Source organism: Chryseobacterium sp. MYb328 (assembly GCF_037572595.1).
Taxonomy (GTDB): Bacteria; Bacteroidota; Bacteroidia; order Flavobacteriales; family Weeksellaceae; genus Chryseobacterium; species Chryseobacterium pennae.
Genome location: NZ_JBBGZQ010000014.1, coordinates 15,010 through 28,728, shown reverse-complemented (window position 1 = coordinate 28,728; position 13,719 = coordinate 15,010). Strand labels below are relative to the sequence as shown.

The following is a 13,719-nucleotide window of genomic DNA, read 5'->3' as shown; positions in this document are numbered from 1 at the left end:
AAATGAAAAAATTGTATTGTTTTGATTTTGACGGAACCCTGACGTATAAAGATACCATGTTTATGTATCTTAAATTCTATGATTCTACAAAATATAGAATACAATTTTTAAGACATGTACCCCTTTTTATTCTGCTGAAGCTTAAACTGGCAGAAACAGAAAAAGTAAAGAAAAGCTTTATCGGGTCTATTTTAAAAGGACAGTCACAGGAAAAAATAGAATTGAAATCCAAGCAGTTCTTTGAATTGCATTACCCTAAAATTGTAAGAGAGAATGCCTTGGATTTTATTCAAAATATCGATAGGAATAATACACAGAGTTTATTGGTAACAGCTTCTCTGGATATCTGGGTAAAACCTTTTGCCGAAGTTCTGAAAATGCAGCTTGTTTCTACACGGGCAGAGTTTAAGAACGGTGTTTTTACAGGAAACTTTGTAGGAAAAAATTGTAACGGAAAAGAAAAACTGGTGCGGATAAAGGAAGAAATTAATAATTCCAGGTATGATAAAATTATTGCATTTGGTGATACTTCCGGGGATAAGCCAATGTTGAAATGGGCAAATGAAGGACATTACCAATTTTTTCACTAATTTTGGGTGATAAAAGTGTAAAAAATGAAAATTTTGTTAACTGCAATTGCAGCCACCCTGATGAGCTGTGCAAGTACAACATCATCCCAACAAAATTCTTCTGATATGCAGCAGAAAGCAGAGTTTATTGTATCCGGTTCTCAGGGAGGTACAAAGGAGCGTGGCTTCAAAATCATTAAAGATGAAAAAGAATTTCATACTGTGGTTAAAAGTGGCTCCGGACTTATAGAAGAAGGGAAAAATTCCACTGCTGATTATCCGGAATTTCCCAAAGATAAAAAGGTTGTTGTATACAATCTGGGAAGCTTCAGATCAGGTAGCCACAGTATCAATGAGATCAAGGGGATATCTGTAAAGAATAATGTCCTGCATGTAGAAGTTCCAGCTGGAGAACCTTCAGGTGGAATGGAAATTCAGATACTTTCCAATCCTTGGTTCGTTTTTGCTGTTCCTGCAAATTACCAGTTTACCTCCGTAGAATTAAAATATTCAAAATAACAATGAATAAAATATATTTAGATAATGCCGCAACCACTCCGCTTGCAGAAGAAGTTATAGACGCAATGGTTGGTACGATGAAGATGAATTTCGGAAACCCGTCTTCAACTCATAGCTTTGGACAAGAAGCCAAAATCCTTATTGAAAATGTAAGAAGACAGGTTGCAGACTATCTTCATGTAACTCCTGCTGAAATTATTTTTACTTCCTGTGGAACAGAATCCAATAATATGATCATCAAATCCTCGGTGGAACACCTTGGAGTAGAAAGAATCATTAGCTCGCCTTTGGAACATAAATGTGTTTCTGAAAGTATTCTGGATATGAAAGCGAGAAAAGGAGTAGAGGTAAACTATATCCGTCCTAATGAAAAAGGAGATATTGACCTTGATAAATTAGAAGAACTTTTAAAAGCTTCAGATAAAAAGACTTTGGTAAGCTTAATGCATGCCAACAACGAAATTGGAAATATCGTTGATATTAAAAAAATTGCAGCATTATGCAAAGCGAATAATGCCCTTTATCACTCTGATACAGTGAAGACAATGGCTCATATGAAATTTGATTTCTCAGATATCCTTGTAGATTTTGCTTCTTGCAGTGCTCATAAATTCCATGGTCCAAAAGGAGTAGGTTTTGCTTTTATTAGAAAAGCAACCGGTTTGAAAGGAATTATTACAGGTGGACCTCAGGAAAGAAGTCTGAGAGCAGGTACTGAGAATGTTGCTGGTATTGTAGGGTTAGGCAAGGCTTTAGAGCTTTGCATCAACAATATGGAGGCTTATGCTGCCCATATCAGAGAAATTAAAGAATACGCAATCGAAAGATTATCTGCGGAGGTTCCCAATATTAAATTCAATGGACGAAGTGGTGAGATGGAAAATAGTGTTGACAGTGTTTTAAGTGCATTGCTTCCGTATAAAAACCCATTAATCGGACTTCAGCTGGATATGAAAGGAATTGCCATTTCTCAGGGAAGTGCATGTTCTTCCGGAGCATCCAAGCCATCAATGGTGATGATGATGGTGCTTTCTGAAGACGAAATGGATCATTGTACGCCATTACGTATTTCTTTCAGTCATCTAACGACAAAAGCTGATATAGATGCACTCGCAGAGGCATTAAAGGAGATTTCGAAAGATTACACTATAGAAAAAACTAATGTTGAGCATAGATAGTCTTATGATGTAAAAATCGTAATTTTGAACACTCAATAGAATTGAAAAAAGAAAATAATATTAATTAAAATAAAAGAAACAAAATGGCTTTAGAAATTACAGACAGCTCATTCCAGGATACGGTTTTAAAATCAGATAAACCAGTTTTAGTTGACTTCTGGGCAGTATGGTGTGGACCTTGCAGAACGCTGGGACCAATCATCGAAGAAGTAGCATCAGATTTTGAAGGAAAAGCAGTAGTAGGGAAAGTGGATGTAGACAACAATCAGGAAATTTCAATGCAGTATGGTATTAGAAATATCCCTACAGTTCTTATTTTTAAGAACGGAGAAGTTGTAGATAAACTAGTAGGTGTAACTCCAAAAGAGGTTATCGCTGAAAAATTAAGCGCTCACTTGTAAAAAAATAAGTTTGATAATGAATGCCTTCCACGATTGGGAGGCATTTTTTTTAAAAATAGTTTGCAGGTAATAAAAAAAGGTGTAATTTTGCAACCACGAAAAAGAAACGAAGTTCTTTAACAAAAAAACAAGATCCGGTAGTTCAGCTGGTTAGAATGCCGCCCTGTCACGGCGGAGGTCGCGGGTTCGAGTCCCGTCCGGATCGCAGAAGTTTTCTCAATTTCTTTTAAAAAAATTGATCCGGTAGTTCAGCTGGTTAGAATGCCGCCCTGTCACGGCGGAGGTCGCGGGTTCGAGTCCCGTCCGGATCGCAAAAAGTCTTCTAGAAATAGAAGACTTTTTTTATTTATACCTACTTTGAAAAAACAGATGTCATATCAGGAGGAAAACTTACCCTCAGAACTAAAGTCTGCTTTTTAATACCAATCCAATTATTCAACTGCTTTATTTTTAAGAAAACTAAAAATTTTGGTAAACCGCTGATGAGGCAATATAGTGATCTAGCCACTTAGAAGTATCAATGAAACTGATTCTATCTTAGCTTCCTTAAAAATGTGATATCAACTTCTTAAAACTTTGCATCAGAATTAAACCCTTTATCTCCAACTTTTGGAAGTTCATTTCAGTCTAAAAAATAATAAAGAATTTTAAAATGGAATTGGATGCTATAACCAATTTTTTTATATATTTGGAAAAGATAGATCCTTGCTTTTCTTTTTAAGAAATGATGATGTTTCGTCATCGATGTAAAATTGCTTAGCATACTGCACTACATACTATCTTTAATGGTGAAATTGGTACTAGTGCGTGCCTTTTCAGTTCATTTTCCGGGAAAATAAAGGTACGCACTAGTACCATTTCTGGAGTTGATAGATATAGTTCTCAGAAGATACGAAGGTATATCCAAAAACAAAGCCCTATTCAATTGTAGGGCTTTTTATTTATAAAAATACACCAAATCATGTCACAAAGTCTCACCAGGCAACAGATTTATGATCGTATAAAGGCATCTTCCAAAGACAGCTATATTTTGGAAGAAATGAAAAGGCTTGGTTTCTGGCAGGAAACATCTACGCCTTCTCTGCCGGAACAACTGATCCAAAAAGAAGCCGTTTTACAGCAGGAATTACAGGAATTACTGGCAAAAGACCGGAAGTATGGCAATCAGGAAGCAATGCTTCGAGAAATGCGTAAAAAACGGATGCAGGAAGCCAAAGCCAAAAGAGAAGTCACCAAACAAAAAAACGAACAAAAGCTACAGGATAAAGCTGATCACTGGAAAACGCTGCAACAGCAGCAAATCATTTATCTTGGCGAAAATGTTTCAAAGGGGCTTCATAAAACGGATTCTGATACCGAAAAGCTACTTCAGTTTTCACTTCCTGTTTTTGAAAACATATTAGATTTCAGTCAAAAGTCAGGGTACAGCCTTTCAGTAATCAAATATCTTGCTTTTCACCGGAGAGTTTCAAAAAAATCTCATTATCATATTTTTGAAATTTCAAAAAAATCAGGTGGGAAAAGAAAAATTTCTGCTCCGAAATCACAATTGAAAGGTTTCCAGCAATGGATTCTGGATAATATACTGAATAAAATATCGGTAGGAGAGGTTGTTCATGGTTTCACAGCAAAAAAATCAATTGTTACCAATGCCGAACCGCATCTTGGTAAGGATATTATCATTAATATAGATCTTCAGGATTTTTTTCCGTCAATCAGCTATAAAAGAGTGAAAGGCTTATTTGTTAAACTTGGGTATTCAGAACAGCTGGCAACTATTTTTGCATTAGCTTGTACCCATGCTCATACAGAAGAAGCTCTGCTTGATGGTGTTAAATACTTTGTACATAAAGGAGACCGGTTTCTGCCTCAAGGTTCCCCTGCAAGTCCGGCAATCAGTAATAGTATTGCTTATAAGCTGGATAAAAGATTGCAGGGCTTAGCACTGAAATTAGGATTTGTATATACACGCTATGCAGATGATCTCACTTTTTCTACCAATGATGATAATGAACAAAACATTAATAAGCTTTTATACTTTGTAAAACAGATAATCAAAGACGAAAACTTTACGGTTCATCCTGATAAGCTTCACATCATGAGGAGAAAGCATCAGCAAAAGGTAACGGGAATCGTGGTGAATGAAAAACTGAATGTGGAAAGGAATAAACTGAGAAAATTCAGAGCCCTTTTACACAATATTGAAGTCAATGGATGGCAAAACCAAACCTGGGGAAAAGCATTTCATCTGATCAATGCCATTGAAGGGTATATCAATTTTATTAATATGGTAAATCCTTCAAAGGCGTTAATTTTCAGAGAAAAATTAAACATGATCATTGCAAAACACGGCAAACCGATTGTAGAAACCGGAAAAGCAATTCCTGAAAAGGTAGAAGTAATTGAAGTTTCCGAAATTAAAGAAAAAATAATAGCACCAAAAGAAGACAAAACCGATTGGTGGAATATTTTTTAGCCTGAATTCAATACATAATAACAACATCTTAATCCATAAGATAGATGAAAATCATCAAACAAACCAAGCTCTTCTTCCACGAGGGAAAATCAGATAAAGTTTACGAAATCGATCTTTGTGAAATTAATCCCGATGCCTTCATTGTCAATTTCCGCTATGGAAGAAGAGGAGCTGCATTGAAAGAAGGAACTAAAACCCCTGAATTTGTTTCCATAGAAAAGGCAGGGAATATTTTTGACCAACTCGAAAAAGAAAAAAGAAATAAAGGATATCAGTCTGAAGTAGAAGTATTCGTAGAGCTTCCTTCACTGGAAACACTGAATGTGGATTCCAAAGAAGGGGTTATGCTGAAGCGTCTGGAGGATGCCATACAGGGTATTAATTCTTTCAAAACAGAATGGAAAACTTCCCGTGTCATCTGGAAAGCAGCTCAAATGGAAATCAAAGAAGCCACTCCTTACATTCTGAAATTGGCAACAAAAGGGGATGAAATGCAGCTGTACGCTTCTATTTTTGCCATCAGAAGATTGAAAATTGTTCAGGCTTCCGAACTGCTTCACAGCATTGCACACAGTACAAGACATAAACAATACATCAAAAATGTTGCTTTTGATGCTCTTTTAACAATTAATGAAGGTTCGGAGCTTGAAAAAAATGTTTCAGAATTACTGGAAAGCTTACCATCTGAAATTCGATACGCTATTGATAAAAGAGACTATGAAAGTCTGAAAAAGCATTACACTGAAAAATTTTCCAAAAAAGAAAAAATAGATGAGCTGGTTTCTCTTTATCTTTTATCAAAAGCTTATCCTTCTTTGGTTGAAATCATTGAAAACGTAATGTGGCAGATTCCGTTTGAAGCACCTTATTTTAGAAATATCCGGGCCATATACAAGCTTGCACGTTTCAGAGATGATGCTCAGATTCTGGGAATGCTTTCATTTTTATTCGAAAAGAAAACGCCAACGTTCAACAGAACGGCCAGTCTGGATAAAGAATCGTGGAATCAGACTCAATATTTCTATCAGTTCGGAGATTATATTAACGTAAGAAAAGAGCTTTCCCATAATGAAAGCCGATTGGCATTTTCAAACTTCACCAAACTTTATTTCCAGAAGAATGGTTTTTTCTATTTAAAAGAGTTGGGAAAACAAAATGAAGCAAAAAAATATTTAAGGTTTGCTGTAAATGCTCTTATCCAGTATTCTGATGAGGATTATACTTCTGCCAACAGAAGGCCTTTAAGCGTATATGGGACTTATGACTGGCAAAGCAGTAGGTATCATTACACTGTAGTTGATTTCCCTGAATGTTATCAATCATTATTGCTTACTACGATACTTTTCGGGAACGATAGAACCCGTAAAATGGATTCTAGGCTTCAGTTTTATTTAAAAAAAGAAGAGTTCTGGAGCTCAGATTATTATTATCAGGAAAATAAGGTAACAAAAATAGAATCAGTAACAAATAGCAACCCGGTTTCTTCAGAAGACTCTTCTGTTAAAAAACAGGATGGAGCTTTAGACAATATCATCAATACATTTAAAAATATTTTTGGTTCCAATAAAGAAAAGCAGACAGATCCTCAATCTATACAGGAAGAAGCTGTAATACAACCTGAGGTAAGCTCATCAAGGTCTGAACTTTATCCTGAATTTTGGGATGAAATGCCTGAAGCTTACATTCAGCTTTTGATGCAGGGAAAAATGAATAGGGTAATGAGATTTGCGTATGAAAATCTTTCTGTTCATCCGGATTATAAAAATCTGCTGTCGAAAATAGAACCTGAAATGATGATCCGATTGCTTAATAAGTCTTCAAAATATCCTCAAAATTTAGGGTTTGATGCTTTGGAGAAAAGAGAAACGGAATTAAGACAAAAAGAAAGCTTTGTAGCACAGGTTTTAGTTTCCGGAAATGAAAAAGCAAGAAACTGGGCGAAAGTGAACATAGAAAATAATACACAATATTTTCTTTCCTCTATAGATTTTATGGCCATTCTGGTGATGAATTCAAGAAAAGAGTCCAATGAATTTATTAATAATTTACTTCAAAAAGCATCTTTATCGGAAGACAGGCAAAAAGCTGTGCTTGGAAAAGTAATCATACAATTGATTGCTCTGGAAAATAACGAGGAAAACGATGAAATCGCGGAAGCAGCTACAAAAAAACTCAAGATAACGGCTTCTTCTAATTTTTCTGAGATCAGTTGGGATATTATTGCCCAATTATTGACTTCTCCGTTGAATAACAACAGGTTTTTAGCCAGTGAAATTCTGCTTTCCAAGTCCCAGAAATATCCTGTTACAGAAATCCCAATTTCAATTATTGAGCTGCTGTTAAATAATGAAAATGAATCCATCAGACAAAACGGGATTAGCCTTTTGCAGCAATATCCGAAAGAAGAGATCGGGAAAAACTGGCCGCAAATCCTTCAATTGCTTTCTTCTGGTTACAAGGAAGTTACAGAAAGTGTTCTTTCATTGAATGATCGATTTGAGTCCCAGCCTGAAATTCAGCAGCAGACCATTGGAAGACTGTTTGATGTATTGATGGCCGAACAGAAATTTGAAAATTCACATCAGTTATTCCGCGATTATCTGGATAAAATGATTCTGAAATATAAGAACGATATTCCTGTAAAATGGATGATCAGATTAGTGTTTGCGAACAGTGTAAAAAATCAGCTTTTCGGTTTCGAGTTGCTTAAAAAAGTAAATGATGACAGTAGATTCACCTTAAAACAGGTTATAGCTCTGGCCAATCACGAATTTTTGGCAATAAGACAGTGGTCCTGGAGTTTTTATAAAAATAATGTGGAAAGAATCAAATCAGACCGGAATCATGCCTTGGGAATTCTGGATGCAAAATGGGATGACAGCAGAGCGTTTGCTTTTCACTTCTTCCAAACCGAATTCACAGAAGAAGATTGGGATACCGATTGCTTAGTAGGAATTGCAGATTCTGTACGTCCTGATGTAGAAACTTTCGGTAAAAATCTCATTATGAAATTCTTCAAAAAAGAACAGGGATTGGAATATCTTACAAAATTGAGCCAACATCCGAGCCAGAACATACAGCTTTTTTTGACTTCTTATCTTGAAGAATATGCAACAGATAATGCTGAAAAACTTAAAGAGTTGGAATTTTACTTCCGTTCTGTACTTTCAAGGGTAAACCGGGCGCGAACTGCCAAAAACAGGATTTTTACTTTTCTGGAAAAAGAAGGAAGAAAAAATACGGAATCGGCAGAAATTGTCAGTAAAATTTTAGACGATTTATCAGCAACAACAGCCATTCAGGATAAAGCTAAATGCATCAATATTATTTCTGAGCTGAAAATGATTTATCCTCAACTGAATGTTCATCTTCAATTAATCTCTTAAGCCATGCAATTCGATTATAAATTTCATAAAGATACCGCAGTTACCAACTCTGCAACGAGTACGCAGATGAGCTTTTCACCTGATCTGCAAAGAGACCCTACATTTTTTGTGGGTAAGCTCAATAAAAAAATACCTTTCAGGGAAGCGATTTCAGCTTTGCATGATGTAGTGGTCTCCGATCTTCGTTTTAAACCAAAGGATAGAGAGGAATACAGAGAATGGGTTGCAGAACAGGAAAAACTTTGGCTGAGTGATTATATGGCAGAATTTCAGATAGAAGAAGTCCGGAAAAGAATGGCCGAAGTAAGAGGAGAGCTGGATCATGTTTATAAAGAAAAAAACAGGGTGTTAGGTCCTTTCAATATTGCGAAAAAGGCTTACTTTGATTATCTGTATCAAAAAGATAAAGATGCTTGGTTTGTTCTTGATCCTGTTATTACGGTACATCCTGATGAAGTTTTCTTTGAATGTTTCAGTCAGGACGAATCCACTTACGGAAAACTGAGCAGCAGCTATAATGTTTTCACAGAAATCAACGAATTCAAATGTGGAACCACCAATATCGATTATTCAGCTGCACTTTATAATGAGTTCCAAAAGATAAGAGATTATAAGGATACCGAGTTTAAAATTGATCCTTCAGGGTTTGAAGCGCTTACTACAAATGAAGAAGTTTACAAAGAAGAAAAAATAGATTTACCTGATTCCTGGGTTCGTGGATTTTTACAGGTAAGCTCTGCAATGACTTTACCAGCCACCACTTTTGATCTTCATCCGATGGATATTTTCAGTATTTGTCAGTATCTAAGAAGGTTTAAAGAGAAAAAAGGGCCGAGAGCACTGCGTTTTATTCTTGAGCCTGGAAAACCTATTCAGGCCGTTTTTGAGCCATGGTATGAAGTTTTAACCTTTCACCGCTCTATTTATAAAGGACCGGAAAGCAAGACGATCAGAATCTGGGGGAGAAGAAGGCTGCTGATTCTGGAAAGATTAATTCCTATCGCTCAAAATTTCAGAGTGGTTTTGCTGGGAAATGGGCTGCCTTCATTTTATATTGCAGATCTTGGAGACATGTCCTTTACACTGGGACTTTCAGGCTGGACAACCAATGACTGGAGCCGAGCTGGAAATTTTGATCTGATGGCTCCAAGAGGTCATGTAGATTTACTGACACAGGAAAAAGTTTTCAATGCCTTAAAGGAAACATGGTTTGGAACAACTACTGATCTTTCCAAAAAACTAGATCTTGATACTGCTACCATTTCAGCTTCACTTACCTCATATACACAGGCGGGAAGGGTTATTTATGATCTTAATTCGGGATTGTACAGAGTTCGTGAACTGACTCAGGAACCTTTGGATATGAAACAGCTTCGCTTCTCCAGCCCGTTAGAAGAAAAAGCAGATCAACTGATTTCAGAAGGGAAGGTGAAAATAGATTACAGTGTGAAAAATGATGTTCTCAATATTCGAGGAACGATCAAAGAGAATAATTTCACTCACAAAACGGAAGCTTTTGTCGATAAAGACCAACGTTTAACAGATGGAAACTGCCAATGCAGCTTTTATAAAGCAAACGGTTTGAGACAAGGACCTTGCGAACATATTCTGGCGACAAGAATGATGATTAGCAGAAAAGGTTCAGATATTCCGGGATAATAGATTTCCACGGAAAATTCCGGACAATACTTATCAAAAGAAAAAGAAAGTCTTCTATCATCGGAAGACTTTTTTTATTTGTATCGGTTTTATGAATTTTTGAATAATAAGGATTTTAAATCGTTTGTTGTATTGTGATTATTTTAATCATATAAAATTATTTCTATTAATATTTGTAATTAATTCTACAAATTATTTTAAATTTATCTTTTAATTTCTTTTATTTTTGTAAATATTGCTTAGCCGTTAAGAGTGAAAGTTCCATGGAAAGGAATTTGTAGATCTGTGTTTAATTAAATTTAAAAATCAGACCAGCTTTAAACTAAGAAAAGATCACCCTGGATTGTAGGATCGGCAATATCATTTTCTTTTTTATCATTCTCAAATACTTTCACGGAAAACTCTCAAATAAATTGATGATACTAGCCTCCTGTATGATATTGATTGTGAGGTGATTCTTTATTGTTTAAAAAATTAGTCCTGATAGTGGGACGGTTTAATAATAAAAAACTAATAACAAAAATCAAAAATTGACATGAAAAAGATTAAGTTTTTTCTGTTGAGTATTGCTCTTGCCGGTTTAATCTCCTGTAAGAACTCAACCACTACGTACAAAGACATTACGGAAGCTACAGGTAATGGCGTTATCTATTTCGGGGGCGATATCCTCACGATGGCAGGAGATACTCCAAATTATGCTAAAGCGGTATGGATTAAAGATGGGAAAATTGCTTATATAGGCAGTTTGGAGGAAGCAAAAAAACAGGCTCCGGACGCAAAATTGGCAGATCTTGAAGGAAAAACTCTAATGCCTAGCTTTATTGATGCTCATAGTCATTACATCAATTCTTTAACGGTATCAGATCAGGCAAATGTTTCTCCTAAGCCTATTACTGATGGAAAAGGTGATAATGTAGATGAAATTATTGCCACCATAAAACAGCTTAAGGATAAAGGGAACATTCCTAAAGATTCTCTTATTCAGGCGTATGGTTATGATGATACAAAAATGCCGGATGGAAGATTGCTGAACAGGGATGATTTGGATAAGGCCTTTCCGGATAATCCTGTTATAGTAGGACATATTTCAATGCATGGGGCGGTATTAAACTCTAAAGCTCTTAAAAGATTTAATATCACGAAAGATACTCCAACTCCAAAAGGAGGTGTGATTGTAAGGGACAGCAATGGTGAACCTTATGGTTTAATTATGGAAACTGCTTATTTACCAATCTTTGACAATTTACCGAAACCTAGTCCGGACCAGCAGATTGCGTGGTCAAAAAGAGGTCAGATGTTGTATGCAGAAGCTGGTATTACAACAGCTCATGATGGAGCTACCAAATTTAATGACCTGGAAATTATGAAAAATGCTAATAAAGCAAATGTGAATATGATTGATATTATTGCATTTCCCTTTATTGGAGATTTGAAATCTATTCTGGCAAAATACCCTAAAAAAGATTGGTTGAAATATGATAATCACCTTAAAATAGGAGGCGTTAAAATTACAATAGACGGTTCACCTCAAGGTAAAACAGCTTTCTTTAAGGACCCTTATCTTACCGGAAGCCCTAGTAATAAAGATGACAAAAACTGGACAGGAGAACTTACTTTTTCACAAGCCGAAATCAATGCTATGGTTGGAATGGTGTATGAAATGGAAGTTCCTCTGAATCTTCATGCTAATGGGGATTCTGCGATTGCTACCTTTCTGAAAGCTCATGAGATGGTAGCCAAACATGACCTTGGAAAAGAGAGGCATGTGACAATGATACATTCTCAGTTTGTGAACAACAAGCAGTTGCAGAAATATCCGGAATATAAAATTTTACCTTCATTTTATAGCTTGCATACATACTACTTTGCTGATGCACATATTAAAAACAGAGGAGCTAAGCAGGCTGCGTATATGAGTCCAATGAAAGATGCGATAGGATTGGGGTTAAAGCCAACCAATCATACAGACTTTGTGGTTCTTCCATTGAATCAGATGATGGTGCTTTGGTCCTCAGTCAATAGAATTTCATCTGATAATGTACCAATAGGTCAGGATCAGTGTGTTACTCCTTATCAGGGGCTTCAGGCTATTACGATACATCCGGCTATTCAGTATATGGAACAGGCTACTAAAGGAACTTTGGAGAAAAATAAGCTTGCAGACCTGGTCATTCTGGATAAAAATCCGTTAAAAGAGGGTAAGATGAAAATTAAAGACATTAAGGTCCTTCAAACCATTAAAGAAGGAAAAGTGATTTACGATAAAAATAAAGTGTAAAAGATCAGCATAAAACATTGAAAAAAGCCAGCTCTGGAAACAGAGCTGGCTTTAATTTTATTTACATGAGCTGTTGACAGGGTTATCAAGGAAGTCTTTTCCTTGAGGAGGCTGTACAAAGTAAGGAGTACCATAAGTGTTTCCCGGACGGAAAAAATCTGTGGAAACTACTTGTGCTCCGCTACTGAAGGCTGCTTTAGATCGTGTAAAATCATTAACCTTGGCTTCATAGGTTTCAATATCTGATCTTGTTCTTACCATATATCCCTGTTTTACCAGTTTCTGAATTTCTTTTTGTCTTACAATGGCATTATCCCTTAATATAAATCCTGCGAAAGAATCCTCAGGTTCACTGTTCAGAAACATCACTCTTTCTTTCAGTGAGCCGTTTATAAGATAAGGATTGTTTTTAGATGACAAGGTTCCTGCACTTCCCGGCAGCAGCATAAAGATGAATTTCCCTTTGCTGTCATTCAGTTTTGGCCAGTTATTATGGGTGACTGCTTCTTTTAAGGTGTTGTATTTTCCCTGAACCTGTATTGGGGTAATGATCTTATCTTTTCCCAAATATTTTACAATTTCAGCATCCAGATCATCATAAGCCTTTTTATCAAATGCTAAAACCTTTGTACTGTTTTCAAGAATAGGAAACCCTGAATCTTTTGCTTCAATCATCATAAAGACAGGGGTGTGTCCGGGATGTTGATCCGACCATGTTCTAAGTGTTGTAAGGGCATCTTTTAAAGTAGGATAGTGGGTTCTGAAATCAATATCAGCCATGTGCAACACCTTAAATCCAGGCTGATCCAATCCTTTGGTATTAAAAGAAGCTAAATCTGTTACTCCTTTTGATTTTAAAGCTTCATATGAGGCGGGATGGCTGAACCTGTTGCCTTCCGGATCATAATAAACATCTATTTCCAGGCCGCGCAGATTGGCATTGAGCTGTTCTGTAAAATCAGGATGGTTATAGTTCAAACCTTCTTGGATATCCATTCCGTTAGGATGATATTCCTTGAACTTTGCTTTCTGTTCTTCAGACATCATACTGTCATATTTTTGCATCATCCCTTTAATGATTGGGCTTACCATATCCAAAACTTTGGAGTCTGCAGGCTGAGCATATGAATTATGTGTTCCCACAATCTGCAGTTGATTGATCTTTGGATTCTGACATTGGTTCTGTGCCTGTAATAATGCTGTCATACAAAATGCAGCTCCATAGATATACTTTTTCATTGATGAATAAATTT

Annotated in this window: 9 protein-coding genes and 2 tRNA genes; 10 read left to right on the top strand and 1 reads right to left on the bottom strand. The window is 36.2% G+C overall.

Annotated elements, in window-relative coordinates:
• The first annotated feature begins 2 nt into the window (after positions 1 to 2).
• The 10 genes from WH267_RS14420 to WH267_RS14375 all read left to right on the top strand — a co-directional run bounded on the left by WH267_RS14420 (position 3) and on the right by WH267_RS14375 (position 12,466).
• The gene (locus WH267_RS14420) at positions 3 to 590 is read left to right on the top strand and encodes an HAD family hydrolase (protein ID WP_115973548.1); all 588 of its coding nucleotides are present in this window, start codon (positions 3 to 5) and stop codon (positions 588 to 590) included.
• Between the two features lie 24 nt (positions 591 to 614).
• On the top strand, positions 615 to 1,088 hold the full coding sequence (locus WH267_RS14415; protein ID WP_340009188.1) for a hypothetical protein: 474 nt from the start codon (positions 615 to 617) through the stop codon (positions 1,086 to 1,088).
• A 2-nt stretch (positions 1,089 to 1,090) separates the two neighbouring features.
• Positions 1,091 to 2,266: a cysteine desulfurase family protein gene (locus WH267_RS14410; RefSeq protein WP_115973550.1), complete on the top strand. Its 1,176-nt coding sequence runs from the start codon at positions 1,091 to 1,093 to the stop codon at positions 2,264 to 2,266.
• 83 nt (positions 2,267 to 2,349) lie between these two features.
• Positions 2,350 to 2,667 (top strand): thioredoxin, encoded by a 318-nt coding sequence (gene trxA / locus WH267_RS14405; protein WP_047099031.1) that lies wholly within the window; start codon positions 2,350 to 2,352, stop codon positions 2,665 to 2,667.
• Positions 2,668 to 2,798: 131 nt separating this feature from the next.
• Positions 2,799 to 2,872 (top strand) — tRNA-Asp (locus WH267_RS14400).
• 32 nt (positions 2,873 to 2,904) lie between these two features.
• Positions 2,905 to 2,978: transfer RNA gene (locus tag WH267_RS14395), tRNA-Asp, on the top strand.
• A 650-nt stretch (positions 2,979 to 3,628) separates the two neighbouring features.
• Entirely contained in the window at positions 3,629 to 5,143 is a 1,515-nt protein-coding gene (locus WH267_RS14390) for a reverse transcriptase family protein (RefSeq protein WP_340009181.1), read from the top strand.
• 44 nt (positions 5,144 to 5,187) lie between these two features.
• Complete coding sequence (locus WH267_RS14385) at positions 5,188 to 8,529, top strand: WGR domain-containing protein (protein ID WP_340009179.1); 3,342 nt, start codon at positions 5,188 to 5,190, stop codon at positions 8,527 to 8,529.
• Between the two features lie 3 nt (positions 8,530 to 8,532).
• Positions 8,533 to 10,188: an SWIM zinc finger family protein gene (locus WH267_RS14380; protein WP_340009177.1), complete on the top strand. Its 1,656-nt coding sequence runs from the start codon at positions 8,533 to 8,535 to the stop codon at positions 10,186 to 10,188.
• 535 nt (positions 10,189 to 10,723) lie between these two features.
• Positions 10,724 to 12,466: an amidohydrolase gene (locus tag WH267_RS14375; protein ID WP_340009175.1), complete on the top strand. Its 1,743-nt coding sequence runs from the start codon at positions 10,724 to 10,726 to the stop codon at positions 12,464 to 12,466.
• Positions 12,467 to 12,523: 57 nt separating this feature from the next.
• Here the strand turns inward: WH267_RS14375 and WH267_RS14370 are convergent, their stop codons facing one another.
• Complete coding sequence (locus WH267_RS14370) at positions 12,524 to 13,705, bottom strand: phosphatidylinositol-specific phospholipase C domain-containing protein (protein ID WP_340009173.1); 1,182 nt, start codon at positions 13,703 to 13,705, stop codon at positions 12,524 to 12,526.
• Between the last annotated feature and the right edge of the window lie 14 nt (positions 13,706 to 13,719).